25 protein-coding genes are annotated in these 25046 nt (G+C 60.8%); 10 read left to right on the forward strand and 15 right to left on the reverse strand.

What is annotated here, in order from left to right:
• Positions 1–19 precede the first annotated feature (19 nt).
• The 4 genes from B723_RS01185 to lnt are packed head-to-tail and all read left to right on the forward strand — an operon-like array spanning position 20 to position 3894.
• On the forward strand, positions 20–1024 hold the full coding sequence (locus B723_RS01185) for a PhoH family protein (protein WP_031319147.1): 1005 nt from the start codon (positions 20–22) through the stop codon (positions 1022–1024).
• Positions 1017–1511: an rRNA maturation RNase YbeY gene (gene ybeY / locus B723_RS01190; RefSeq protein ID WP_017340983.1), complete on the forward strand. Its 495-nt coding sequence runs from the start codon at positions 1017–1019 to the stop codon at positions 1509–1511. Before B723_RS01185 ends, ybeY begins: the two co-directional genes overlap by 8 nt.
• A gap of 5 nt (positions 1512–1516) precedes the next feature.
• Positions 1517–2356, forward strand: a complete 840-nt coding sequence (locus tag B723_RS01195) for an HlyC/CorC family transporter (RefSeq protein WP_017340984.1) — start codon at positions 1517–1519, stop codon at positions 2354–2356.
• Between the two features lie 14 nt (positions 2357–2370).
• On the forward strand, positions 2371–3894 hold the full coding sequence (lnt, locus tag B723_RS01200) for an apolipoprotein N-acyltransferase (protein WP_017340985.1): 1524 nt from the start codon (positions 2371–2373) through the stop codon (positions 3892–3894).
• Positions 3895–3916: 22 nt separating this feature from the next.
• Here lnt and B723_RS01205 read toward each other — a convergent pair whose 3' ends face one another.
• Entirely contained in the window at positions 3917–4678 is a 762-nt protein-coding gene (locus B723_RS01205; RefSeq protein ID WP_017340986.1) for a YdcF family protein, read from the reverse strand.
• Between the two features lie 107 nt (positions 4679–4785).
• A complete protein-coding gene (locus B723_RS01210; protein ID WP_017340987.1) occupies positions 4786–5106 on the reverse strand; it encodes a hypothetical protein in 321 nt (106 codons plus the stop codon).
• 279 nt (positions 5107–5385) lie between these two features.
• Here B723_RS01210 and leuS point away from each other — a divergent pair, with 279 nt between their 5' ends.
• The 5 genes from leuS to B723_RS01235 all read left to right on the forward strand — a co-directional run bounded on the left by leuS (position 5386) and on the right by B723_RS01235 (position 11423).
• On the forward strand, positions 5386–7992 hold the full coding sequence (gene leuS, locus B723_RS01215; RefSeq protein WP_017340988.1) for a leucine--tRNA ligase: 2607 nt from the start codon (positions 5386–5388) through the stop codon (positions 7990–7992).
• 86 nt (positions 7993–8078) lie between these two features.
• Positions 8079–8684: an LPS assembly lipoprotein LptE gene (gene lptE / locus B723_RS01220; protein WP_017340989.1), complete on the forward strand. Its 606-nt coding sequence runs from the start codon at positions 8079–8081 to the stop codon at positions 8682–8684.
• A gap of 39 nt (positions 8685–8723) precedes the next feature.
• The gene (gene holA, locus B723_RS01225; RefSeq protein ID WP_017340990.1) at positions 8724–9761 is read left to right on the forward strand and encodes a DNA polymerase III subunit delta; all 1038 of its coding nucleotides are present in this window, start codon (positions 8724–8726) and stop codon (positions 9759–9761) included.
• Positions 9762–9873: 112 nt separating this feature from the next.
• Entirely contained in the window at positions 9874–10038 is a 165-nt protein-coding gene (arfA, locus tag B723_RS01230) for an alternative ribosome rescue factor ArfA (protein ID WP_017340991.1), read from the forward strand.
• Between the two features lie 62 nt (positions 10039–10100).
• A complete protein-coding gene (locus tag B723_RS01235; protein WP_017340992.1) occupies positions 10101–11423 on the forward strand; it encodes a lytic murein transglycosylase in 1323 nt (440 codons plus the stop codon).
• Positions 11424–11518: 95 nt separating this feature from the next.
• Here the strand turns inward: B723_RS01235 and B723_RS01240 are convergent, their stop codons facing one another.
• The 13 genes from B723_RS01240 to B723_RS01300 all read right to left on the reverse strand — a co-directional run bounded on the left by B723_RS01240 (position 11519) and on the right by B723_RS01300 (position 24097).
• Positions 11519–12466, reverse strand: a complete 948-nt coding sequence (locus B723_RS01240; RefSeq protein ID WP_017340993.1) for a S66 peptidase family protein — start codon at positions 12464–12466, stop codon at positions 11519–11521.
• Between the two features lie 176 nt (positions 12467–12642).
• Entirely contained in the window at positions 12643–13665 is a 1023-nt protein-coding gene (lipA, locus tag B723_RS01245) for a lipoyl synthase (RefSeq protein WP_007946663.1), read from the reverse strand.
• Position 13666: 1 nt separating this feature from the next.
• Entirely contained in the window at positions 13667–14314 is a 648-nt protein-coding gene (gene lipB / locus B723_RS01250) for a lipoyl(octanoyl) transferase LipB (protein WP_017340994.1), read from the reverse strand.
• On the reverse strand, positions 14314–14589 hold the full coding sequence (locus tag B723_RS01255) for a DUF493 domain-containing protein (protein WP_017340995.1): 276 nt from the start codon (positions 14587–14589) through the stop codon (positions 14314–14316). Before B723_RS01255 ends, lipB begins: the two co-directional genes overlap by 1 nt.
• An 80-nt stretch (positions 14590–14669) precedes the next feature.
• Positions 14670–15827: a D-alanyl-D-alanine carboxypeptidase family protein gene (locus B723_RS01260; RefSeq protein ID WP_017340996.1), complete on the reverse strand. Its 1158-nt coding sequence runs from the start codon at positions 15825–15827 to the stop codon at positions 14670–14672.
• Between the two features lie 181 nt (positions 15828–16008).
• Complete coding sequence (locus B723_RS01265; RefSeq protein WP_017340997.1) at positions 16009–17022, reverse strand: septal ring lytic transglycosylase RlpA family protein; 1014 nt, start codon at positions 17020–17022, stop codon at positions 16009–16011.
• Complete coding sequence (gene mltB / locus B723_RS01270; RefSeq protein ID WP_017340998.1) at positions 17022–18032, reverse strand: lytic murein transglycosylase B; 1011 nt, start codon at positions 18030–18032, stop codon at positions 17022–17024. Before mltB ends, B723_RS01265 begins: the two co-directional genes overlap by 1 nt.
• Positions 18033–18049: 17 nt before the next feature.
• Positions 18050–19153 (reverse strand): rod shape-determining protein RodA, encoded by a 1104-nt coding sequence (gene rodA / locus B723_RS01275; RefSeq protein ID WP_050558263.1) that lies wholly within the window; start codon positions 19151–19153, stop codon positions 18050–18052.
• Positions 19154–19184: 31 nt separating this feature from the next.
• Positions 19185–21080: a penicillin-binding protein 2 gene (gene mrdA / locus B723_RS01280; RefSeq protein WP_017341000.1), complete on the reverse strand. Its 1896-nt coding sequence runs from the start codon at positions 21078–21080 to the stop codon at positions 19185–19187.
• A gap of 9 nt (positions 21081–21089) precedes the next feature.
• Positions 21090–21557 carry a 23S rRNA (pseudouridine(1915)-N(3))-methyltransferase RlmH gene (rlmH, locus tag B723_RS01285; RefSeq protein WP_007937439.1) on the reverse strand — a complete coding sequence of 156 codons (468 nt, stop codon included), beginning with the start codon at positions 21555–21557 and terminating at the stop codon, positions 21090–21092.
• Positions 21558–21566: 9 nt separating this feature from the next.
• On the reverse strand, positions 21567–22061 hold the full coding sequence (rsfS, locus tag B723_RS01290; protein WP_017341001.1) for a ribosome silencing factor: 495 nt from the start codon (positions 22059–22061) through the stop codon (positions 21567–21569).
• Positions 22062–22134: 73 nt separating this feature from the next.
• Positions 22135–22857 (reverse strand): nicotinate-nucleotide adenylyltransferase, encoded by a 723-nt coding sequence (gene nadD / locus B723_RS01295; protein WP_033037434.1) that lies wholly within the window; start codon positions 22855–22857, stop codon positions 22135–22137.
• Positions 22826–24097 carry a glutamate-5-semialdehyde dehydrogenase gene (locus B723_RS01300; protein ID WP_017341003.1) on the reverse strand — a complete coding sequence of 424 codons (1272 nt, stop codon included), beginning with the start codon at positions 24095–24097 and terminating at the stop codon, positions 22826–22828. Before B723_RS01300 ends, nadD begins: the two co-directional genes overlap by 32 nt.
• 189 nt (positions 24098–24286) lie before the next feature.
• Here B723_RS01300 and B723_RS01305 point away from each other — a divergent pair, with 189 nt between their 5' ends.
• Positions 24287–24985, forward strand: a complete 699-nt coding sequence (locus B723_RS01305; protein WP_031319149.1) for a DNA-3-methyladenine glycosylase — start codon at positions 24287–24289, stop codon at positions 24983–24985.
• Positions 24986–25046: the final 61 nt, after the last annotated feature.

Consider the following 25046-nt stretch of genomic DNA (forward strand, 5'->3'; position numbering starts at 1 on the left):
AGGGCGGCTAAATACGACCTTGAACGCACCCATAGAACCACATCGTTTCATCCTCGAGCCCTTTGAGGCTCGCCGCTTCGCCAATCTGTGCGGGATGTTCGACGAGCACCTGCGCTTGATCGAGCAACGCCTGACCATCGAGATCCGCAACCGCGGAAACCAGTTCGAGCTGATCGGCGACCCCAAACACACCACCTCCGCGGAAAACCTCCTGCGCCGTCTGTACCGGGAAACCAAAGGTACCGAGCTGTCGCCGGACGTGGTTCACCTGTTCCTGCAGGAATCGGCCGTCGAAGCGCTGGACAACGTTTCCCCGTCCGAACCCTCCGTGGCCCTGCGCACCAAGAAAGGCATGATTCGCCCTCGTGGCTTGAATCAGTTGCGCTACGTGAAGGAAATCCTCGGTAACGACATCAACTTCGGCATCGGTCCGGCCGGTACCGGCAAGACCTATCTGGCCGTCGCCTGCGCGGTAGACGCGCTGGAACGCGAGCAGATCCGGCGCATCCTGCTGGTCCGACCGGCGGTTGAAGCGGGCGAAAAACTCGGCTTCCTGCCGGGCGACCTGTCGCAAAAGATCGACCCGTACCTGCGCCCGCTCTACGACGCACTCTACGAAATGCTCGGCTTCGAATACGTCGCCAAGCTGATCGAGCGCCAGGTGATCGAAGTTGCGCCGCTGGCCTACATGCGCGGTCGCACGCTGAACAACAGTTTCATCATCCTCGACGAAAGCCAGAACACCACCGTCGAGCAGATGAAAATGTTCCTGACCCGGATCGGCTTCGGCTCCACGGCGGTCATCACCGGTGACATCACCCAGGTCGACCTGCCCAAAGGCACCAAGTCCGGGCTGCACCATGTGATCGAAGTGCTGAAAGACGTGCCGGGCATCAGCTTCACCCATTTCATGCCCAAGGACGTTGTGCGCCATCCACTGGTGCAGCGGATCGTCGAAGCCTATGAGCGCTTCGAGAATCGCGTGGCCGACGAAACGCCAAAGGACAGTCGCCGCGATGCTTGAGCTTGATCTGCAACTCGCGACTGAAGCGCCCGCCCCCAGCGAAGCCGAGTTCCGCCAATGGTGCGAACTGGCCCTGCGCCAGCGTACCGCCGACTCCGAAATGACCATTCGCCTGGTTGACGAAGCCGAAGGCCGCGAACTGAACCACACCTGGCGGCAGAAAGATTACGCCACCAACGTGCTGTCGTTTCCGGCCGATGTGCCTGATGAGTTTCTCGATATCCCGCTGCTGGGCGATCTGGTGATCTGCGTGGCGGTGGTCGAGCGCGAAGCCGCGGAACAAGGCAAGGAGCCAACGGCCCACTGGGCACATCTGGTCATTCACGGCTGCTTGCATCTGCTGGGTTACGACCATATAGATGACGACGAAGCCGAAGAAATGGAAGCGCTGGAACGAACGTTGCTTGCCGAACTGGGCTATCCCGATCCGTACGCGGACGACGAAATTGAAACATCCACTATCGTGACAACAAAGGATTCAGAGTAATCGCTATGAGCGAAGATCGATCGAGCAACGGGCAGAAGTCATGGCTGGGTAAACTCACCCAGGCTTTTGCCCACGAGCCGAAGAACCGCCAGGAGCTGCTGGAGCTTCTGCGCGATGCGCACCAAAACAAGTTGCTGGACAGCGAAGCGCTGGCCATCGTCGAAGGCGCCATCCAGGTTGCGGACTTGCAAGTACGGGACATCATGGTCCCGCGCTCGCAGATGATCAGCATCAAGGCGACCCAGACACCCCGCGAGTTTTTGCCGGCCGTGGTCGACTCGGCCCACTCCCGTTACCCGGTCATCGGCGAAAGCCACGATGACGTGATGGGCGTGCTGCTGGCCAAGGACTTGCTGCCGTTGATCCTCAAGGAGAACGGCGACAGCTTCAACATCAAGGACCTGCTGCGTCCGGCCACCTTCGTGCCCGAGTCCAAGCGCCTGAATGTGCTGCTGCGCGAGTTCCGCGCCAACCACAACCACATGGCCATCGTTATCGATGAGTACGGCGGTGTGGCGGGTCTGGTGACCATCGAAGACGTACTGGAACAGATCGTCGGCGACATCGAAGACGAGCACGACGTCGAAGAAGACAGCTACATCAAGCCTCTTCCCAGCGGTGATTTCCTGGTCAAGGCCCTGACGCCGATCGAAAACTTCAACGAGTTCTTCGACAGCGAATTCTCCAACGACGAGTTCGACACCGTCGGTGGCCTCGTGATGAGCGCGTTCGGGCACTTGCCAAAACGCAATGAAATCACTGAAATCGGCCCCTATCGCTTCCGCATCCTGAACGCCGACAGCCGTCGGATTCACTTGCTGCGCCTGACGCCTATTGCCCGGTAATTCTAAGGATTGAAATGCATCGTATGACCCGCCCCGGCTGGCCCGGTAACCTGCTGGCCGTGGCGGCCGGTGCACTCACCACCCTGGCCCTGGCGCCGTTCGACATTTGGCCGCTGGCGTTGCTGGCGGTCGGCTTTTTCTACGCCGGCTTACGTGAACTGAGCCCCCGCCAGGCCCTGGGCCGTGGCTGGTGCTTCGGTTTCGGCCTGTTTGGCGCCGGCACCAGCTGGATCTACTACAGCATTCACAACTTTGGCGGCGCTTCGGTGCTGCTCGCCGGGTTCCTGATGCTGCTGTTCACCGCGGCGATTGCCTGGTTCTTCGCACTGCCGGCCTGGATCTGGGCGCGCTGGTTGCGTCGCAACGAGGCGCCGCTGGCCGATGCCATGGCGTTTGCGGCGTTGTGGGTCGGCCAGGAAGCGTTTCGCGGCTGGTTCCTCACCGGCTTCCCGTGGCTTTATTCCGGTTACAGTCAGCTCGACGGCCCGTTGGCCGGGCTCGCCCCCGTAGGCGGGATGTGGCTGGTGTCCTTCACCCTGGCCTTGACCGCCGCACTGATCTACAACGCTTCGCGCCTGATCAAGACCGGTCGCAAAGCCTTTATCGTGGCGGGTGCGCTGCTGTTGGTCGGCCCTTGGGTCGCCGGCATCACGCTTAAAGGCCATGCCTGGACCAGCCCGTCTGGCCCTGCGCTGAGCGTCGCGGCGATTCAAGGCAATATCGAACAAAGCATGAAGTGGGACCCGGCGCAGCTCAACGCGCAGCTGGCGCTGTACCGCGACATGAGCTTCAGCTCGAAACGGGTCGACCTGCTGATCTGGCCGGAAACGGCGGTCCCGGTGCTCAAGGAGTCCGCCGAGGGCTACCTGAGCATGATGGGCAATTTCGCCGCAGAGCGTAAAACCGCACTGATCACCGGCGTACCCATCCGCCAGGAAGTCCGCCACGAGAAGCGTTTTTTCAACGGCATCACCGTCGTCGGCGAAGGCGACGGCACTTACCTCAAGCAGAAGCTGGTGCCGTTCGGCGAATACGTGCCATTGCAGGACATACTGCGCGGCCTGATCGCCTTCTTCGACCTGCCAATGTCGGACTTTGCCCGCGGCCCCGCCGATCAGGCGATGCTGCAAGCCAAGGGCTATCAGATTGCGCCGTACATCTGCTACGAAGTGGTTTACCCGGAGTTTGCCGCCAGCCTCGCGGCTCGCAGCGATCTGTTGCTGACCATCAGCAACGACACCTGGTTCGGCACTTCCATCGGCCCGTTGCAACATTTGCAGATGGCGCAGATGCGCGCGCTGGAGGCCGGCCGCTGGATGATCCGTGCCACCAACAACGGCGTGACCGGGCTCATCAACCCGTTCGGTCAGATCACCACGCAGATCCCGCAGTTCGAACGCGGCATCCTGTACGGCGAAGTGGTTCCAATGCATAACCTGACGCCTTACCTGCAATGGCGTTCGTGGCCGTTGATCATCGTGTGCGTGTTGTTGTTTGGCTGGGCGTTGATCGCGAACCGGATGGCCAAAACCGTTTAATCGCAGCGCCTGCAAAAGATTTTCAGCGGTAAAACAATGAATACCCGATCTGGCCCACCGCCTCATTCATCAGCTGCCCGCTCTGCCAGATCGACTTGAACTCAGGCATCCAGCCACCCAATGGCCGGGCATTGTCCACGCTTAGGAACCCCACTGGTGCGGGCACCACCTCAAATCCTGCTTTCTGGAAACTCCAGACCGCCCGCGGCATGTGCCAGGCCTGCGTCACGACCACAACACGCTTGATCCCCTGTGGCAGCAACACCTCGGCACTGAACTGCGCATTTTCCCAGGTTGTACGGCTGCGCCCTTCCTGCCAACGCACGGTTACACCGAAATCATCGAGTAACGAGTCCGCCATCAATCGGGCTTCTGTCGGTGGCGTGCCGTAATGCAGGCCGCCACTGGTCAGGATCGGCAAGCCTGACGCCTTGGCCAGTCTTGCGGCATAACGTTCTCGCTCCAGACCGACACCGGTCGGCTGATCGTCGCCCCAAGCCAGATCGCCCCGCTCACGCCCGGAACCCAGCACCACGATCGCATCAGCGCGCTGACTCAGGGTCGCCCATTCGGTGCGATCCAGCGCCGGCTCCCGCTCCAGCGCCTTGGCGCTCCATTGCACTACCACCGGCAAACTCATCAGCCAGAAGCCACCGAAGCCCAGCGCAAAGCACAGTCCGGCCAGCCGTGGCCTCGAGCGGCGAAACCACCAGGCAAGCGCCAGCAACAGCAATAAAATGCCGGGCGGCAGCAGAAGTTGTTTTACGAAATAACGAAAAGGCATCGAGCATCTCCAGAAGATGCTCGAAGCCTAAGTGGATTGACGCAATGCGACAACAAATGCGGAAGGACTATGCTTCAAAAAACCATGTGTCATGGCTTCAAGTGCCCTTACTTGAATTGCAGAGACCGGACCTTTACCGCGTCCCTGCCCGGTGCCTTGTCCTTGAGCCAGATGATCTTGGCCGAACGTGGTGCGTCTAGTTGCTTCACTGCTTCTGACAAGCATCCGTGTGTTTCACGTTCACAGCGGTCCAGATACGCCTTGACCAGTGCAAATTCTGCGGGGCTCAGGCCACGCAACTCCAGCTCAAGGGGGCATTCATCGCGCAATCGGCCAGCGGTTTTTGCCGCGTCCAGGGCCATTCCCAGACGATCGATCAGTCTTTCGTACAGCTCCGGCTTTGTAACTTTTTGCTGTGACTCAACCATCCCTCACCTCATTGAAGATAAGACTCACTCCCCATTTAGAGCTTAGCTTCGCTGAACAAACCGGCTGGATGCCGCGACCAACGGCCCTCGCGACCCTTTTTGCAGGACGCGCGGCAGTAATCAGGGTTTCCCTCGGTAGAGTGCGGTCATGTATGCTACGGCGCTTCCTGTAACTCCACTTCCAGCTCGCTTGGGCACCGCAACGCCGATTTGGCGTGATCACCGTCCAGCGTTGCATTGAAGAGGATTAGGCCACCCCTATTCAGTTCAAAAGTAGCCATGCACGAACAATATCAGCCCCGTGAAATCGAAGCCGCCGCCCAGTCATTCTGGGACGAGCAAAAGTCCTTTGAAGTCAGTGAACAGCCAGGCAAGGAGACGTTCTACTGCCTGTCGATGTTCCCTTACCCCAGCGGCAAGCTACACATGGGGCACGTGCGCAACTACACCATCGGCGACGTGATCTCCCGCTACCAGCGCATGCAAGGCAAGAACGTCCTGCAACCCATGGGTTGGGACGCCTTCGGCATGCCGGCGGAAAACGCCGCGATGAAGAACAACGTAGCGCCCGCCAAGTGGACCTACGAAAACATCGCCTACATGAAAACCCAGCTGCGCAGCCTGGGCCTGGCGGTGGACTGGTCCCGTGAAGTGACCACCTGCAAACCGGATTACTACCGCTGGGAACAATGGCTGTTCACCCGCCTGTTCGAAAAAGGCGTGATCTACAAGAAAAGCGGCACCGTGAACTGGGACCCGGTCGACCAGACCGTCCTGGCCAACGAACAGGTGATCGACGGTCGCGGCTGGCGTTCCGGCGCGCTGATCGAAAAGCGCGAAATCCCGATGTACTACTTCAAGATCACCGCCTACGCGGATGAGCTGCTGGAGAGCCTCGACGAACTGACCGGCTGGCCTGAACAGGTCAAGACCATGCAGCGCAACTGGATCGGCAAATCCCGCGGCATGGAAGTGCAGTTCCCGTACAACGTCGACTCCATCGGCGAAACCGGCGCACTGAAAGTCTTCACCACCCGTCCGGACACCCTGATGGGCGCGACCTACGTTGCCGTGGCCGCCGAACACCCCCTGGCCACCCTGGCCGCACAGAACAACCCTGAGCTGCAGGCGTTCATCGCTGAATGCAAGGGCGGCAGCGTCGCCGAAGCCGACGTCGCCACTCAAGAGAAAAAGGGCCTGCCGACCTCGCTGTTCGTCGAGCACCCGCTGACCGGCGAGAAACTCCCGGTATGGGTCGCCAACTATGTGCTGATGCACTACGGCGATGGCGCGGTGATGGCTGTTCCGGCTCACGATGAACGTGATTTCGAGTTCGCCACCAAGTACAACCTGCCGATCAAATCCGTGGTGCGCACCAGTTCCGGTGACACCAACCCGGCCCCTTGGCAGGATGCGTACGGCGAGCACGGCACGCTGATCAACTCCGGCGAATTCGACGGCCTCGACTTCCCAGGCGCGTTCGACGCCATTGAAGTCGCGCTGCTCAAGAAGAACCTCGGCGCCTCGCGCACCCAGTTCCGCCTGCGCGACTGGGGCATCAGCCGCCAGCGTTACTGGGGTTGCCCGATCCCGATCATCCACTGCACCACCTGCGGTGATGTGCCGGTCCCGGAAGATCAACTGCCGGTCGTGTTGCCCGAAGACGTGGTACCGGACGGCGCTGGTTCGCCATTGGCGCGCATGCCTGAGTTCTACGAGTGCAGTTGCCCGAAATGCGGTGCACCGGCCAAGCGTGAAACCGACACCATGGACACCTTCGTCGAGTCCTCGTGGTACTACGCCCGTTACGCCTCGCCACACTATGAAGGCGGTCTGGTGGAAAAATCGGCGGCCGATCACTGGTTGCCGGTGGATCAATACATCGGCGGTATCGAACACGCGATCCTTCACCTGCTGTACGCGCGCTTCTTCCACAAGCTGATGCGCGACGAAGGCCTGGTGAGCTCCAACGAGCCGTTCAAGAACCTGCTGACCCAGGGCATGGTGATCGCCGAGACTTACTATCGTCGCGAAGCCAACGGTGCCTACACCTGGTTCAATCCGGCGGACGTCGAACTCGAACGCGACAGCAAGGCCAAGGTCATCAGCGCCAAGCTGATCGCAGATGGCCTGCCGGTGGAAATCGGCGGCACCGAGAAGATGGCCAAGTCAAAGAACAACGGCGTCGACCCTCAGTCGATGATTGATCAGTTCGGTGCAGATACCTGCCGCCTGTTCATGATGTTCGCCTCGCCACCCGACATGAGCGCGGAATGGTCCGACTCCGGAGTAGAAGGTTCGCACCGTTTCCTCAAGCGCGTCTGGCGCCTGGCTCAAGCCCACGTCACTCAGGGCCTGCCGGGCAACCTGGACGTCGCCAGCCTGAACGACGAGCAGAAAGCCGTTCGCCGTTCGATCCACCTGGCCATCAAGCAGGCCAGCCACGACGTCGGCCAGAACCACAAATTCAACACGGCCATCGCCCAGGTGATGACGCTGATGAACGTACTGGAAAAGGCCCCGCAAGGCACTGAACAGGATCGCGCGCTGGTTTATGAAGGTCTGGAAGCCGTGACGTTGCTGCTGGCTCCGATCACCCCGCACATCAGCCACGAGCTGTGGAATCAACTGGGTCACGCAGACCCGGTGATCGACGCCGGTTGGCCGGTGGTGGACGAAACCGCACTGGTTCAGGACAGCCTGACGCTGGTCATCCAGGTCAACGGCAAGCTGCGCGGCCAGATCGAGATGCCGGCCACCGCGACTCGCGAAGAAGTCGAAGCCGCTGCCCGTGTCAACGAGAACGTGCTGCGCTTCGTCGATGGCCTGACTATTCGTAAAGTGATCGTAGTGCCCGGGAAACTGGTCAATATCGTCGCCAGCTAATTGGATCAGGCGCCAGGGAGCCTGGCGCCGAGTAAAACCTTTCGGGCCGCACGGTCGGCCCACATGGTTTCAAGGGGAGCAACAAGATGATCAAACGCAATTTGCTGGTGATGGGCCTTGCGGTCCTGTTGAGCGCCTGCGGTTTCCAGCTGCGCGGCACCGGTACCTATGAACTCGCCTTCAAGGAACTCGACCTGAGTGCACGCAACTCCTATGGAGAAACCGTGACCATGATGCGTCAGTTGCTGGAGAGCAGCGGCGTCAATATCCACACGGGCGCACCTTACAAACTGGTGCTGGCCGATGAGCAGGAAAGCCAGCGCATCCTCAGTTATGCGGGCGCCGGTCGTACTGGCGAGTACCAGGTCACTACAGTACTCAACTACGACATCCGTGGTGAGCACAATCTTGCGCTGCTGAGCGACAAGCTCGAAGTGCAGAAAGTCTTTATCCACGACGGCAACAACCTGGTGGGTTCCGATCAGGAGGCCACCGATGCTCGCAAGGAGATCCGACGCGAACTGGTACAACGCATGATGTTGCGCTTGCAGCAACTGTCGCCGGCCCAGCTGGATCAGTTGCAACAGACCGCCGAGGCCAAGGCCAAGGCTGAAGCTGCGGCACTGGAAGCCGCACAGAAGGCTGAAGCGGAAACGCCGCGTCAGTCGCCTATCGAAATCCCGCAGCAGTAAGACTTACGGGGCGCTCAGGCGCCCCGTTCGCCCTCTCTTATGAAACTCGCCCCCGCCCAACTCGCCAAACACTTGCAAGGTGCTCTCGCGCCGGTCTACGTCATCAGTGGCGACGACCCGTTGCTGTGCCAGGAAGCCGCTGACGCCATTCGTGCCGCCGCTCGCCAACAGGGTTTCGACGAACGCCAAGTGTTTGCCGCCGACGCCAGTTTCGACTGGGGCACGTTGCTGCAGGCCGGCGCAAGCATGTCGTTGTTCGCTGAAAAACGCCTGCTGGAGCTGCGTCTGCCGTCCGGCAAACCCGGTGACAAAGGGGCGGCCGCGTTTATCGAATACTGCTCGCGACCAGCTGAAGACACCGTGTTGCTGATCAGCCTGCCGAAACTCGATGGCAGTGCGCAGAAAACCAAGTGGGGCAAGGCGCTGGTCGAAGGCCAGCACACTCAGTTCGTGCAAATCTGGCCGGTGGATGCCAACCAGTTGCCGAGCTGGATCCGCCAGCGCTTGTCCCAGGCCGGGCTCTCCGCCAGCCAGGACGCCGTCGAGCTGATCGCCGCGCGCGTCGAAGGCAATCTGCTGGCCGCCGCCCAGGAAATCGAAAAGCTCAAGCTGATGGCCGAAGGCGGCCAGATCACCGTCGAGACCGTACAAGCGGCGGTAGCCGACAGTGCGCGCTTCGATGTCTTCGGCTTGACCGATGCGATTCTCAACGGTGAAGCAGCGCATGCCCTGCGTATGCTCGAAGGCTTGCGCGGTGAAGGCGTCGAGCCGCCGGTGATTCTCTGGGCCCTGGCCCGTGAACTGCGCCTGCTCGCCAACCTGTCGCTGCAATACAGTCAGGGCGTGCCGCTGGACAAAGCCTTCAGCTCTGCCCGACCGCCGGTCTGGGACAAACGCAAACCGCTGATGAGCAAAGCCCTGCAACGCTACTCGGCACAACGCTGGGCGCAGCTGTTGCTGGAAGCACAGCGGATTGACGCACAGATCAAAGGCCAGGCTGCGGGTTCGCCGTGGATGAGTCTGAGTCGGTTGTCGCTGTTGATGGCCGGGCAAAGATTGTCGTTGCCAGCGGAGTAAGATCAAAAGATCCTGCTTCCTACACAAAACACATCCATTTGCACTGTAGACAGAACCCCAACTTCGGCAGATGATTTCCCCCGCAACCCCCACTCACTTGCGAGAAATCATCATGAGCAAAAAGCCATCTAAAAATGGCCCCAACAAGGCCAAATCCATCATCGCCCAGCCACTGTTCCGCAGCCGTCAGGAACGAGCCGGCAAGGGCAAAGGCAGCTACCGCCGCGAAGCCTTCCAGTCTGACAACTGGGAGGCTTCTTACTTTCTGGCGGCCTGAAAGGCAAGCCAGCGCTCAACATGTTAAGGTCTGCACCTGATTCGTATTCCCTGGACCCGTGCATGCCCTTTTGTATTTCCCGTCGTTGGCACCTGCGCCAATTGATAGCTGCCTCCAGCCTCGTTCTGCTTGTCGCCTGCGCGGAAAAACCGACCGCCGCCGACGCCCAACCGCTTCAGACCCTTCCCGTCGCGACAGCCCCTGCGGTGATCCCGCCCGTGGTGCCGACCGGAGAAAATCTCGACATCCTGCCGACCCAGACCTTCGCCGAATGGCAGGCGGGTTTTCGCAAGGATGCCCTGGCCGCCGGCATCCGCGCCGACCTGTTTGATCGCGCCTTCGCCAATGTCAGCCTGGACACCAGCGTAATCCGTGCCGACCGCAGCCAGCCGGAGTTTTCCCGCCCGGTGTGGGAATACCTCGACGGCGCCCTGTCGCCGCTGCGTGTGCGCAAAGGCCAGGCACTGGTCAACCAATACGCCGACATCCTGCAAAGCATCGAACAACGCTACGGCGTCGATCGTCAGGCGCTGGTCGCGGTGTGGGGCATGGAAAGTAACTTCGGCCAGTTTCAGGGCAGCAAGTCGGTGATCAACTCCCTGGCGACCCTGGCCTACGAAGGCCGGCGCCCTGGTTTCGCCCATGCGCAATTGATCGCGGCCCTGCAGATCCTGCAACAGGGTGATATCGAGCCGGAGCAGATGCTCGGTTCCTGGGCCGGCGCCATGGGCCAGACCCAGTTCATCCCGACCACCTACAACACCCATGCCGTGGACTTCGATGGCGACGGTCGCCGCGACATCTGGGGCAGCTCCGCCGACGCCCTGGCCTCGACCGCCCACTACCTGCAAAGCTCTGGCTGGCAAAAAGGTCAGCCGTGGGGCTTTGAAGTTCAGCTACCGGGGAGCTTCAACTACGTGCTGGCTGATGGCACGATCCGCAAGACTGTCGCCGAATGGCGGCAACTGGGCGTGACGCTGCCTAACGGCGGACAGGTTCCAGCGGGCTCCGAATACCTGTCCGCGGCGCTGTTGCTGCCGGCGGGTTACCGCGGCCCGGCATTCCTGGTGCTCGACAACTTCCGTGCGATCCTCAAGTACAACAACTCTTCGTCCTATGCGCTGGCGGTCAGTTTGTTGTCCGAACGTTTCAACGGCGCGGGTCTGATCAACGGCACCTGGCCCAAGGATGATTTGCCGCTGAGCCGTACCGAGCGGATCGAGCTGCAAAACCTGCTGAGCGCCCAGAAATACGATGCAGGCACCGCCGACGGCATCATTGGTGCCAACACCCGCAAGGCGATTCGCAGTGCGCAGCAGTCGTTTGGCTGGCCGGCGGATGGGTATCCGACGCACAAGTTGCTCGAAGGCCTGCGTAACCGCTAAAAACAAAAGATCGCAGCCTTCGGCTGCTCCTACAGGGTTTTGCGTTCACCTGTAGGAGCTGCCGAAGGCTGCGATCTTTTTTGTAGCCCCGCTACTTACCTGACTACCACATCCTGCTCCAGCACCAATTCCTTGCTCCCCGCATCCAGCCTCACCAACGCCCCCAGCGGCAACGTCAGGTTCGGATCGCAATGCCCGCTGCGCCACCCCGACAGCACCGGTATCCGCAACGGCTCAAAGGTCTGCTTGAGCAAACGCTCCAGCGCGACCGTATCGACCCCCGCCACATCCCCTACCAGAACCCCGCGCAGCTTGCCCAGCGTGCCGGCCAGACGCAGATGAGTCAGCAGCCGGTCAATCCGATACAACGGCTCGTTGATGTCCTCGATAAACAGAATGACGCCCTCGGCATCGATTTCATAAGGCGTGCCCATGGTCGCGGCAATCATCGCCAGATTGCCTCCCAACAAGCGCCCGTGAGCGATACCAGGCTCGATGGTCGTCAACGGATAGGCTACCGGGTGCGCCAGCACGCTGCCCGCCTTCACCTGCCCTCTGAGCATGTTGAAAAACGAAGCCTCGGTAGGCTTTTGCTTGTCACCCAACAGATCGGCATTGAGCAACGGACCATGAAAGGTCACGAACCCCGCATAACGGCTGATCGCCAGGTGCAGCGCCGTGATATCGCTGTAGCCGATGAACGGCTTGGCGTTGTTTTGCAGCAACTCGAAATCGATGCGGTCGAGCAAACGCGGTGTGCCGTAACCGCCGCGCAGACAAATGATTGCATCGACCTCACAGTCGGCGAACGCCGCGTGCAAGTCATTGAGGCGCACATCGTCGCTGCCGGCCAGGTAGCCGTCCTGCTCGTAGACACCGGGAAAAATTCGCAGCGCGTAACCGCGAGCCCGCATCCAGGCCACGGCTTTGTCGGTGTCCAGGGCTGCAGGGCCGGCAGGCGCGATTACGCCGATCAGCCCTTCCCGGGGCAACGCCGGCACCGGCGTATGTGGAAACAGTGTGTGGGTCGGTCGAACGGTCATCCATGAATCTCCCTGCGCGAAATCTTCAGCACACAGTAGTCAGGAACGGGGACAAACAGAAGAGGGTCAGTCGCCCCGCAGGTCGCAGGAAAAAACGGTGATCGCCGTAGGCAAGGCGAAAAAATGCCCGCAAGGCCGGAAAGCCATGCGGGCATTTTGTATTTCTCACCGCGTGATCAGGACGACATCAGCTCGGCTTTAACCAGCTTCGCCTGCTCGTCGGCGTGGTACGAGGAACGTACCAGCGGGCCGGAAGCGACGTTCTTGAAGCCCATTTTGTAACCTTCCTCGGCGAACCAGGCGAAGGTGTCCGGGTGCACGAAACGCTGCACCGGCAAGTGGCTGCGGGACGGTTGCAGGTACTGGCCCAAGGTCAGCATGTCGATGTCGTGTTCACGCATGCGCTTCATGACTTCGATGACTTCTTCGTCTGTCTCGCCCAGACCCAGCATCAGGCCGGACTTGGTCGGAATGTGCGGCATCATCTGCTTGAAGCGTTGCAGCAGGGTCAGCGACCACTGGTAGTCCGAACCCGGACGCGCAGCCTTGTACAGGCGCGGCACGGTTTCCAGGTTGTGGTTGAACACATCCGGTGGCTCGGCGGCGGTGATTTCCAGCGCGACGTCCATGCGGCCACGGTAGTCCGGAACCAGGGTTTCGAGCTGCACATTCGGCGACAGCTTGCGGATCTCGCGGATGCAGTCGGCAAAGTGCTGGGCACCGCCGTCACGCAAGTCGTCGCGGTCAACCGAGGTGATCACCACGTATTTCAGTTTCAGGTCGGCAATGGCGATGGCCAGGCTTTCCGGCTCATTGACGTCCAGTGGTTTCGGACGGCCGTGGCCCACGTCGCAGAACGGGCAGCGACGGGTGCAGATATCGCCCATGATCATGAACGTCGCGGTGCCGCCGGAGAAGCACTCGCCCAGGTTCGGGCAGGACGCTTCTTCGCACACGCTGTGCAGCTTGTGTTTGCGCAGCAGGGCCTTGATGCGGTCGACTTCCGGGGAAACCGGGATGCGCACGCGGATCCAGTCGGGTTTCTTCGGCAGTTCGGTGGTCGGGATGATCTTCACCGGGATGCGTGCAACCTTCTCGGCGCCGCGCAGCTTGACGCCGGCTTCTACCTTGGCACGCGGGGCCGGACGCTCGGTGACATCCAGCGTCGGGATCATGGTTTGCACTGCATCAGTAGTCATATCAGTCGATTCCGCCCGTTAGGGTCGTCTGCTCAGCATAGTCGAGGTGTTTGACGAGCTGCGCGCGCAGCCGGGCACTTACCTCGGCAAATTCAATCGATCCTGCGTGATCGCTCAGCTGGGTCATCGCCAGCCCGGCGTAGCCGCAGGGATTAATCCGTCGAAACGGTTCCAGGTCCATGTCCACGTTCAGGGCCAGGCCATGAAAGGAACAACCGTGGCGGATCCGCAGACCCAGGGAAGCGATTTTCGCGCCGTCGACGTAGACGCCCGGCGCATCCGGCTTCGCCGCGGCAGTGACGCCGTAACTGGCCAGCAGCTCGATCAGGCAGTGTTCCATGCGGGTGACCAGGTCACGCACGCCGAAACCGAGCTTGCGTACATCGAGCAACAGGTAGGCCACCAACTGACCGGGGCCGTGATAAGTCACCTGGCCACCACGATCGACCTGCACCACCGGAATATCCCCTGGCAGCAACAAGTGCTCGGCCTTGCCGGCCTGGCCCTGGGTGAACACCGGTGGGTGTTCCACCAGCCAGATCTCGTCAGCGGCATCGCTACCACGCTCGTTGGTGAAGCGCTGCATGGCATGCCAGACCGGCTCGTATGCCATCTGGCCGAGGTCGCGAAAGCCCAGCGTGCCAGACATCACAGCACCATGTGCACGAAACCGGTAGCCCGCAACTCGCTGTTGATGTCGTACAGCTGTTCTTGACCGGTGGCGATGATGTGCAGCTGGATAGTCGTGTACTTGCCGTTGGTACTCTGGCGCTCGGCCAGGGTCTTGTGGTCAACGGTCGCGTGTTTCTCGAGGATCGCGATGATCTTGTCCTTGAAACCCACGCCGGTGTCGCCGATCACCTTGATCGGATAATCCGCGCAGGGGAATTCGATCTTTGGCGCATTTACTTCGGTGTCTGTCATGGCGTAACGGCCTCGTAAGCCGTGGCAACGGACATGGCCCCGCTCCGGATTGGAGCGGGGCCATGAGAGTCCACACTAATTCAGTTGAACAAGCCGTAGAAGAATAGACGGATGCTATCCCACATGCGACGGAAGATACCACCCTCGTCGACCGCGTCCAGGGCGATCAGATCAGCGCTGTGCACCACCTTGTCGTCCAGTTTCACTTCGACTTTGCCGATCACGTCGCCCTTGGCGATTGGCGCAACCAGTTGCGGGTTCATGGTCATGCTGGCGGCGAGCTTTTTCAGCTGGCCTTTTGGCAGGGTCATGGTCAGGTCTTCAGCCAGGCCGGCCTTGACTTGATTGGTGCTGCCTTTCCAGACAGGGGCCTGGGCCAGCTCGGCGCCTTTCTGATAGAAGGTCTGGGTTTCGAAGAAACGGAAACCATAGGTCAGCAGCTTCTGGGTTTCCGATGCGCGGGCCACTTCGCTGTTGGTGCCGAACACCACCGCGATCAGGCGCATGCCATCACGAACGGCCGAAGACACCATGCAGTAGCCGGCTTCTTCGGTGTGGCCGGTTTTCAGACCGTCAACGGTCTTGTCACGCCACAGCAGCAGGTTGCGGTTAGGTTGCTTGATGCCGTTCCAGAAGAACTCTTTCTGCGAGTAGATCGCGTAGTGAGCCGGGTCTTCGTGGATGATCGCGCGAGCCAGCACGGCCATGTCGTGGGCCGACGAGTAGTGCTCCGGGTTCGGCAGGCCGGTCGGGTTCATGAAGTGGCTGTTGGTCATGCCCAGGTCGGTCACGGTTTTGTTCATCATGTCGGCGAAAGCGTCTTCGCTGCCGGCGATGTGCTCGGAGAGCGCAACACTGGCGTCGTTGCCCGACTGAATGATGATGCCGTGCAGCAGGTCGCTGACCGTCACTTGCGAACCGACCTTGATGAACATCCGCGAACCGCCGGTGCGCCAGGCGTTTTCGCTGACGGTCACCGGATCGTTTTCGCCGATCTGGCCACGACGGATTTCCAGGGTCGCGATGTACGCGGTCATCAGCTTGGTCAGGCTGGCAGGCGGCAGACGCTGGTCACCGTTGTTCTCGACCAGCACGTTGCCGCTGCTGGCATCCATGAGCACGTAGGCTTTGGCGGCCAGTTGTGGCGGCGACGGCATCATCTCGACCGCAAAAGCGGCAGGCGAGAGGAGCAGCGGGACTAGAAGGCACAGGCGTTTGGCAAAGGTGGTGATGTTCATCCGTCTCTCGAAATCGCTAATGGAAACTGCCCGAGGGCAAAACTAATCAGACAACCTTCTAACGGGTTGTCGCGTGTTCAGTCGTTCACTCAGAACCCTTGCCGGGCTTTTGTTCTTCAACGAGCCAACAACCAGGTTCACCCCTGAAACTGCAAGTGAACCGTCAATCAAGTACTACGTATTACTCGGCGGTGACCACGCTCGGCGAACCGAGATTGGCCAGGCGCACACTGTTCTGCACTTGCTGGATTTCACCCGGCGAGCCGATCGGCCCCAGGCGCACCCGATGCAGTGTCTGTTGATTGCGCACGATCGAGCTGATGAACACCGGAGCGCTCACCATCCCGCTGAGCTTCGATCTCAGGAGTTCTGCAGCGTCCGGGTTGGCGAACGCGCCCACCTGCAGATACTGGCCAGAGGCTGGTACAGAAGCGTTTTTTTTTGCATCGATCTGCACGGGCACGACGGCCGCGGCGTGTTGCTGCGGCGGTGGCGTCCATTGTTCGACCGTACCGGCCGAAGCGGTAATCGTCGGCGCGGTATTTTGCGCGACTTGCGGCTCGTTGAGCATCAAAGGTGCCGGACGGCCCTTGGCCGCCCACCATTGCTGCGGATCGATGCCTTCGACCTTGACCCGCGCAGTGCCGGTTTCGGCATAGCCGAGTTTTTTCGCCGCCGCGTAGGACAAGTCGATGATGCGGTCCGAGTAGAACGGGCCACGGTCATTGACCCGCAGGATCACGGTCTTGTTGTTGTCCAGGTTGGTCACCCGAACGTAACTTGGCAGTGGCAAGGTCTTGTGGGCGGCACTCATGCCATACAGGTCATAGACCTCGCCGTTGGCGGTGTTCTGGCCGTGGAACTTGGTGCCATACCAGGACGCCGTGCCCGAGGCGACGTAGGTCTTGGATTCCTGCAGCGGGAAGTAAGTCTTGCCCAGTACGGTGTACGGGTTGGCCTTGTAAGGACCGGTGTGCAGGGTCGGCGTGGCATCCGGGATGCGCGATACGTCGACATCCCACCACGGTGCGCCATCTTTGTGGGCGCGGTTGATGTCCAGCCCCGGCGCCGAGCGCACGGCGGTGGAAGAAGACTTCTGTGTCGGCGAGCGGCTGGTCGAACAACTGGCGACCAGCACCGCCAACGCGGCGAATGCCATCAGCTTCAGGGGTTTATTCATAGGCAATGCCCGCATTACTTGACGCCCCGTGCTTGGACCAGCTGTTCAGACAGTTGATGTACCGCCATGGCGTACATCACGCTGCGGTTATAACGCGTGATTGCGTAAAAATTCGTCAGGCCCATCCAGTATTCAGGGCCATTGTCACCTTCCAGGCGGAATGCCGTGACCGGCATATCATCGCGCAGCGCATCATGACTTGACCACCCCAGCGCCCGCAACTCCCCGACGGTTTTAGTCGGTTCGATGCCGGTGGTCAAACCTTCGTCGACCTGCTCGCCACGCACATCCGCGCGGCTGACCACCGGTTCACCGGCCACCCAGCCGTGACGTTTGAAGTAACTGGCAACGCTGCCGATGGCATCGTCGGGATTGGTCCAGATATTAATGTGGCCGTCACCGTCGAAATCCACCGCATAGGCGCGGAAGCTGCTCGGCATGAACTGCGGCAAGCCCATCGCCCCGGCGTAGGAGCCCTTGAGGGTCAGTGGATCGACCTGTTCTTCTCGGGCCAGCAACAGGAACTCACGCAATTCCTTGCGGAAGAATTCGGCACGGGGAGGATAGTCGAAACCCAGGGTCGACAAGGCGTCGATTACCCGGTAATTGCCGGTATTGCGACCGAAAAAGGTCTCAACGCCGATGATCGAGACAATCACCTGGGCCGGGACACCGTATTCCTGCTCGGCGCGTGCCAGTACCGCCTCGTGCTGCCGCCAGAAATCCACGCCGCGGGCAATGCGCGCGTCGGTAATGAACATCGGACGATATTCGTTCCACTGCTTGACCCGCTCGGCGGGTTTCGAGATCGCGTCCAGAATCGTTTGCTTGCGCTCGGCTTCGCGGAACACGCCCATCAGCTGTTCACCGGCAAAGCCGTAGTCGCGGGTCATTTCACCGACGAATTCGGCCACCTGGGGTGTGCCTTCGTAATCGCCGGCCAACGCGTCCTGCGCAGTGCCAAGGATGCTTACCAGGCCGACCCATGGCGCGTATCGAGTCGCCCAGCCACGCATTACTTGCATTGAAATCTTCACCTTATTCAAACTTGCGCGATCCACTTACGATGGGTATGGATCGACATCAAAACCCCAAACGCTGACAGCAGCGTTACCAGCGAAGTTCCTCCGTAGCTAATGAACGGCAACGGCACCCCCACAACCGGCAACAGGCCACTGACCATACCTATGTTGACGAAAACGTAAACAAAAAACGTCATGGTCAGGGCGCCCGCGAGCAATTTGCCGAACAATGTCTGGGCCTGGGCGGTAATCACCAGCCCGCGGCCGATCAATAGCAAGTAAATCAGCAGCAGCGCGCAGATGCCGACCAGGCCGAACTCCTCGCCCATGACCGCAATAATGAAGTCGGTGTGGCTTTCCGGGAGGAAGTCCAGGTGCGACTGGGTGCCCAGCAGCCAGCCTTTGCCGAATACGCCGCCGGAGCCAATGGCCGCTTTCGACTGGATAATGTTCCAGCCCGTGCCCAGCGGATCGCTTTCCGGGTCGAGGAACGTCAGGATTCGCTGCTTCTGGTAGTCGTGCATGATGAAAAACCACATCCCCACGGCCACCGGCACGGCCGCGGCCAGCACGCTGAGAATCCAGCGCCAGCGCAGGCCACCCATGAACAGCACGAACGCACCGCCCGCGAGAATCAGCAGCGAAGTACCGAGGTCGGGCTGGCGCACGATCAGAATGAACGGCAAACCAATCAGAAACAGACTGACGCCCACATGCTTGAGCTGCGGCGGCAAGGTGCGCTTGGACAAGTACCAGGCAATGGTCGCCGGCATCAGGATCTTCATGAACTCCGAAGGCTGGAAGCGGATCACCCCGGGAATGTTGATCCAGCGCGTGGCGCCCATGGCGTTGTGGCCCATGACGTCCACCACCACCAGCAACAGCACGCCGAGCACGTAACCCACCGGCACCCAGCGAGCCATGAAGCGCGGCTCGAACTGGGCGATGACGATCATCGACACCAGGCCGATGCCGAACGACGTGGCTTGCTTGGCCAGCAGATCCCAGCTCTTGCCGCTGGCCGAATACAGCACGAACAGGCTACCGGCCGCGAGGGTCAGCAGCAGGATCAGCAACGGGCCGTCGATGTGCATGCGTTGCAACAGCGTCGCGCGGCGACGCATCACATCCTCACTGGAAAGGATGCGATCGAAATTACTCTTCACGGGCCGTAGCCTCCGCACTGATTGGGCTGGCGTATTCGGCTTTCAGTCGGCCGTCCTGGTCCAGGAGCCAGGCGTCCATGACCTGGCGCACCACCGGTGCGGCGACGCCGGAACCGGACTCGCCGTTCTCGACCATCACCGACACCACGATTTGCGGGTTGTCGGCCGGCGCGAAGCCGACGAACAAAGCGTGGTCACGGTGACGTTCCTGAACCTTGGAGCGGTCGTACTTCTCACCCTGCTTGATCGCAACCACCTGGGCCGTACCACTTTTGCCGGCGATCCGGTATTGCGCGCCGATCGAGGCCTTGCGCGCGGTACCACGGGCGCCATGCATTACCTGCTGCATACCATGGTTGACCTTGGTCCAGTCGGACGGATCGCGCAGGATGATGTCCGGCATCGGATTGTCATCTTTGGGCCGTTCGCCTTCGACGGTCTTGGCCAGGTGCGGACGGTTCCATACACCTTTGTTGGCCACCAGCGCCGTGGCCTGGGCCAGTTGCAGCGGCGTGGATTGCATGTAGCCCTGGCCGATCCCGAGAATCAGTGTTTCGCCCGGGAACCAGGCCTGACGACGGGTCGCGCGCTTCCACTCACGGGACGGCATCAGCCCCGGCGACTCTTCGAACATGTCCAGGGAGACCTTCTGGCCGATGCCGAACTTGCCCATGTAGGCCGACAGGCGATCAATCCCCAGCTTGTGCGCCAGGTCATAGAAGTAGGTGTCGTTGGACCGCATGATCGCCGTGTCCAGGTCGACATAGCCGTCACCGGTACGGTTCCAGTTACGGTATTTGTGGTCGTAGTTGGGCAGTTGGTAGTAACCGGGGTCGAAGACCCGGGTCGACGCCGTGACCACGCCCGAATCCAGACCGGCAATCGCCACCGCCGGCTTGATGGTCGAACCCGGCGGGTACAGACCACGCAGCACGCGGTTGAACAGCGGCCGGTCGATGGAGTCGCGCAACTCGGAATAGGCTTTGAAGCTGATGCCGGTGACGAACAGGTTGGGGTCGAAACTCGGCTGACTGACCATTGCCAGTACTTCGCCGGTTTTCGGGTCCAGCGCTACCACCGCGCCACGGCGACCGCCGAGCGCTGCTTCGGCGGCTTCCTGCAATTTGATGTCCAGGCTCAGGACGATGTCCTTGCCGGGAATCGGATCGGTACGCTTGAGCACCCGCAATACGCGGCCTCGCGCGTTGGTTTCGACTTCTTCGTAACCCACCTGACCGTGCAACTCGGGCTCGTAGAAGCGCTCGATGCCGGTCTTGCCGATGTGGTGGGTGCCGCTGTAATTGACCGGATCGAGGGACTTCAGCTCCTTCTCGTTGATCCGCCCCATGTAACCCACCGAGTGCGCAAAGTGCGCGCCCTGTGGGTAATGCCGCACCAGTTGCGCAACCACTTCAACTCCCGGCAAACGGAACTGGTTCACGGCGATGCGGGCGATCTGTTCTTCGGTCAGCTCGAACAGAATCGGCACCGGCTCGAATGGCCGTCGCCCCTGGCGCATGCGTTTCTCGAAGATCACCCGATCCTCGGGCGTCAGCTCCAGCACTTCGACGATCACATCGAGCACTTGCTGCCAGTCGCCGGAACGCTCGCGGGTCATGCTCAGGCTGAAGCTCGGCCGGTTGTCGGCCACCACCACGCCATTGCGGTCGAAGATCAGCCCACGGGTGGGCGGAATCGGCTGCACATGGACGCGGTTGTTTTCCGACAGGGTCGAGTGGTACTCGTACTGAATCACCTGGAGGAAATACAGGCGCGCGATCAGCACGCCGATCAGCGCCACCACTGCAATTGCCCCGAACACGACGCGGCCACGCACCAGACGGGCGTCTTTTTCGTGGTCCTTGATGCGGATCGGCTGGGGCATGAGGCAGAACTACTTGTGGTAAGGGTGGCCGGACAGAACTGTCCAGGCACGGTACAGCTGTTCGCCGATCAGAATCCGCACCAGCGGGTGCGGCAACGTCAACGGCGACAAGGACCAGCGCTGATCGGCCCGCGCACAGACTTCCGGCGCCAGCCCTTCGGGGCCGCCGACCATGAAATTCACCGTGCGCGAATCCAGCCGCCAGCGATCGAGCTCGACCGCCAACTGCTCCGTGCTCCAGGGCTTGCCGTGGACTTCGAGGGTGACAACGCGCTCGTTCGGCCCGACCTTGGCCAGCATGGCTTCGCCTTCCTGACGGATGAAGCGCGCCACGTCGGCGTTCTTGCCACGGGTATTGAGCGGTATTTCCACCAGTTCCAGCGCCAGCTCGGACGGAAGACGCTTGGCATATTCATGCCAGCCTTCTTCCACCCATTTGGGCATGCGTGAACCGACGGCGATCAGTCGCAGTCGCACAGCGGTCCCTTATTGCTGGTCTTTGTTGAGCTTGGTGAAGTGCTCATGGGTGTTTTCCGGGCTGTGGTGCGCAGCGCTGGCCGAACGGCTCTGCTCTGCACCGGCCCACAGGCGCTCCAGGTCATAGAACTGGCGAGCCGAGGCGGTCATCATGTGCACGATGACGTCGTCCATATCCAGCAGGACCCAGTCGCTGTCGCCCTTGCCTTCTTCACCCAGTGGCTTGACGCCCTTAGCCTTGACCGCTTCGCGGACCTTGTCCAGCATCGCGCCGATCTGGCGGTTGGAGGTACCGGTGGCGATGATCATGAAGTCAGTGATGCTCTGCTTTTCACGAACGTCGATCACCTGAATGTCCTGGGCCTTCACGTCTTCCAGGGCCGCTACGGCAACCTTCACCAGTTCTTCGCCGACCAGCTCAGGGCCGGTTGGCACTTCTACTGGCAGCGGGGCGCTCTTGAATGTGCCTTTGCGCTTAACTTTAGCTACGTCTTTGTCAGTCATATAAAACTCGTTTTGCTCATGTGTTCGGGTGGTTCAATACACGTTGGTATCACGTGCCTTGAAGCACTCCCATTCAGTTCGGCGCACGGTAGAGTCCGTGCGCATCGATGTAGGCCAGGACCGCGTCGGGCACCAGGAAACGTACCGACTTACCGCTGGCCAGCAGTTGACGGATCTGGGTGGCGGATACCGCGAGCGGCGTCTGCCAGACGAATGCAATCTGTCCGCTCGGCCCTTTGAGGGCCAGCGGGTCGCTCACCGAGCGCGCTGCCAGCAGGTTGCGCAAGGCATCCGGCGGTTCGCTGTCGGCATCCGGGCGTTGCAGCACCAGGATGTGGCAATGCTGGAGCAACTCTTCCCAGCGGTGCCAAGTGGGCAGGCCGCAAAATGCGTCCCAGCCCAAAAGTAGAAAAACCTGGTCTTCAGCGGCCAGTTCGGCACGCATCAGTTCCAGGGTATCGATGGTGTAGGACGGTTTGTCCCGCAGCAATTCACGGGCGTCCACCACCAGCGGGGCCACACCGGCCACCGCGCACTCGACCATCGCCAGACGGTCCTTCGCCGAGACCTGCGGCGTGCCTCGATGAGGCGGCCTGGCACTGGGTGTCAGTCGCAACTCATCGAGCGCCAGCGATTCGGCGACTTCCAGCGCACCGCGCAAATGGCCGATGTGCACCGGGTCGAACGTCCCGCCCAGCATGCCGATACGTCGAGGCGCAGGTTCGCTGGCAGTTACCGGGGCCGACGGATTAAGGTCGCCCAAGTCAGACCGACGCCTGGCCGCGCAACTGGCCATCACCGACCACGATGTACTTCTCGCAGGTCAGGCCTTCGAGACCCACCGGGCCACGGGCGTGCAGCTTATCAGTAGAAATGCCAATCTCGGCACCCAATCCGTATTCGAAGCCGTCAGCGAAGCAGGTCGGCGTATTGATCATCACCGACGACGAATCCACTTCCGCGACGAAACGCCGAGTGTCTGCAAGGTTTTCGCTGACGATCGAATCGGTGTGATGGGAGCCGTACTTGTTAATGTGCTCGATGGCCTGGTCCAGACCGTCGACCACGCGGATCGAAAGGATCGGCGCCAGGTATTCAGTGTGCCAGTCGTCTTCAGTGGCCGCCGCGGCATCGATGATCGCCCGAGTGCGCTCGCAACCACGCAGCTCAACGCCTTTTTCGCGGAACTGTGCAGCCATCGACGGCAGGAAATCTTTGGCAACGGTTTGATCCACCAACAGCGTTTCCATCGCACCGCAGATGCCATAACGGTAAGTCTTGGCGTTGAAGGCAATGCGTTGGGCTTTCGGCAAATCGGCGTGAGCACTGACATAAACGTGGCAGATGCCGTCCAGATGCTTGATCACCGGCACGCGAGCGTCGCGACTGATCCGTTCGATCAGGCCACGGCCGCCACGGGGCACGATGACGTCGACGTATTCAGGCATGGTGATCAGCGCACCCACCGCGGCGCGGTCAGTGGTTTCGACCACTTGAACCACGGCGGACGGCAGATCGGCTTCGGCCAGACCGCGCTGGATGCAGGCGGCGATGGCGCGGTTGGAATTGATCGCCTCGGAACCGCCACGCAGGATGGTCGCGTTGCCCGACTTCAGGCACAGGCTGGCAGCATCGATGGTCACGTTGGGCCGGGATTCGTAGATGATCCCGATCACGCCCAGCGGCACGCGCATCTTGCCGACCTGAATCCCCGACGGACGGAAGCTCATGTCGCGAATGGCCCCGACCGGGTCCGGCAACGCTGCAACCTGACGCAGACCGACGATCATGCCGTCGATACGCTCCGGGGTCAGCGCCAGGCGTTCCAGCAGCGCAGGCTCCAGACCATTGGCGCGACCCGCGGCCAGATCCAGCTCGTTGGCAGCCGTCAGCTCGGCACGCGCGGCGTCCAGCGCATTGGCAGCAGCCTGCAAGGCGCGGTTTTTCTGCGCGGTGCTGGCACGGCCGATGATGCGCGACGCTTCGCGGGCAGCGCGACCCAGGCGGGTCATGTAGTCGAGAACGGACTCAGTCATGGTCGGTGGTGGTCTTTGCTAAGGTCTTGGTAAAGAGTAAAGCGGCAGATTATAGCTGTCGCGTCCCCCGACTAACAGCGGTGACGGGCGGATGGTCGAAATGGAGGGCAATTTGCCGACGTTCAGCCGTGATTAAGCTGCAAATTGTTATCATCACGACTCAATCAGCTTTGATAAATGCCGCTCATCATGTCCAACCTGACTGTTCGTGCGCCCGCTGCGAGTCTGCCTACAGGGCTCCCGGACGCGTTTTTCGACCGGGATGCGCAAACGCTGGCCCGGGATTTACTGGGCAAAGTCATCCGTCACCGGGTAGGTGACTTGTGGCTCAGCGCCCGGATCATCGAGACCGAAGCCTATTACTTCGAAGAAAAAGGCAGCCATGCCTCTCTCGGCTACACAGAAAAGCGTAAGGCTTTGTTTCTGGATGGCGGCCACATCTATATGTATTACGCCCGGGGCGGCGACTCCCTGAATTTCAGCGCTCAAGGTCCAGGCAATGCGGTTTTGATCAAATCCGCCTATCCATGGGTCGATGAGTTGAGCGGCCCGGCGAGCCTGGCGCAAATGCTGTTGAACAATCCCGATGCCCAGGGTCGTCCTCGCCCCTCGCAAAAACTTTGCGCCGGGCAAACATTGCTGTGCAAGGCGCTGGGTTTGAAGGTGCCGGTCTGGGACGCCAAGCGCTTCGATCATGAAGTGCTGCTGGTGGAGGATGTCGGCCCGGCACCTGGCCATATCATTCAAACCACACGCCTGGGCATTCCCCATGGGCGTGACGAACACTTGATGTACCGCTTCGTCGACGCGGCTTACGCGCCGTATTGCACGCGGAACCCGCTACGACGGGGACAGGTCGAAGGTCGCGATTATTTTTTGCTGACATGAACAATCAAAGAACTTGAAGCATCCGCAATCCCTGCGGGGCTTGTGTGGTGTTTGGGAAGGT

The sequence above is a fragment of the Pseudomonas fluorescens NCIMB 11764 genome (assembly GCF_000293885.2).
GTDB classification, from domain to species: domain Bacteria; phylum Pseudomonadota; class Gammaproteobacteria; order Pseudomonadales; family Pseudomonadaceae; genus Aquipseudomonas; species Aquipseudomonas fluorescens_B.

Coding starts and splice junctions, on each gene's coding strand:
- ybeY (WP_017340983.1), top strand. CDS start 1,017: ATGCTTGAGCTTGATCTGCAACTCGCGACTGAAGCGCCCGCCCCCAGC.
- B723_RS01195 (WP_017340984.1), top strand. CDS start 1,517: ATGAGCGAAGATCGATCGAGCAACGGGCAGAAGTCATGGCTGGGTAAA.
- lnt (WP_017340985.1), top strand. CDS start 2,371: ATGCATCGTATGACCCGCCCCGGCTGGCCCGGTAACCTGCTGGCCGTG.
- B723_RS01205 (WP_017340986.1), bottom strand. CDS start 4,678: ATGCCTTTTCGTTATTTCGTAAAACAACTTCTGCTGCCGCCCGGCATT.
- B723_RS01210 (WP_017340987.1), bottom strand. CDS start 5,106: ATGGTTGAGTCACAGCAAAAAGTTACAAAGCCGGAGCTGTACGAAAGA.
- leuS (WP_017340988.1), top strand. CDS start 5,386: ATGCACGAACAATATCAGCCCCGTGAAATCGAAGCCGCCGCCCAGTCA.
- lptE (WP_017340989.1), top strand. CDS start 8,079: ATGATCAAACGCAATTTGCTGGTGATGGGCCTTGCGGTCCTGTTGAGC.
- holA (WP_017340990.1), top strand. CDS start 8,724: ATGAAACTCGCCCCCGCCCAACTCGCCAAACACTTGCAAGGTGCTCTC.
- arfA (WP_017340991.1), top strand. CDS start 9,874: ATGAGCAAAAAGCCATCTAAAAATGGCCCCAACAAGGCCAAATCCATC.
- B723_RS01235 (WP_017340992.1), top strand. CDS start 10,101: ATGCCCTTTTGTATTTCCCGTCGTTGGCACCTGCGCCAATTGATAGCT.
- B723_RS01240 (WP_017340993.1), bottom strand. CDS start 12,466: ATGACCGTTCGACCGACCCACACACTGTTTCCACATACGCCGGTGCCG.
- lipA (WP_007946663.1), bottom strand. CDS start 13,665: ATGACTACTGATGCAGTGCAAACCATGATCCCGACGCTGGATGTCACC.
- lipB (WP_017340994.1), bottom strand. CDS start 14,314: ATGTCTGGCACGCTGGGCTTTCGCGACCTCGGCCAGATGGCATACGAG.
- B723_RS01255 (WP_017340995.1), bottom strand. CDS start 14,589: ATGACAGACACCGAAGTAAATGCGCCAAAGATCGAATTCCCCTGCGCG.
- B723_RS01260 (WP_017340996.1), bottom strand. CDS start 15,827: ATGAACATCACCACCTTTGCCAAACGCCTGTGCCTTCTAGTCCCGCTG.
- B723_RS01265 (WP_017340997.1), bottom strand. CDS start 17,022: ATGCGGGCATTGCCTATGAATAAACCCCTGAAGCTGATGGCATTCGCC.
- mltB (WP_017340998.1), bottom strand. CDS start 18,032: ATGCAAGTAATGCGTGGCTGGGCGACTCGATACGCGCCATGGGTCGGC.
- rodA (WP_050558263.1), bottom strand. CDS start 19,153: ATGCGTCGCCGCGCGACGCTGTTGCAACGCATGCACATCGACGGCCCG.
- mrdA (WP_017341000.1), bottom strand. CDS start 21,080: ATGCCCCAGCCGATCCGCATCAAGGACCACGAAAAAGACGCCCGTCTG.
- rsfS (WP_017341001.1), bottom strand. CDS start 22,061: ATGACTGACAAAGACGTAGCTAAAGTTAAGCGCAAAGGCACATTCAAG.
- nadD (WP_033037434.1), bottom strand. CDS start 22,857: ATGGCCAGTTGCGCGGCCAGGCGTCGGTCTGACTTGGGCGACCTTAAT.
- B723_RS01300 (WP_017341003.1), bottom strand. CDS start 24,097: ATGACTGAGTCCGTTCTCGACTACATGACCCGCCTGGGTCGCGCTGCC.
- B723_RS01305 (WP_031319149.1), top strand. CDS start 24,287: ATGTCCAACCTGACTGTTCGTGCGCCCGCTGCGAGTCTGCCTACAGGG.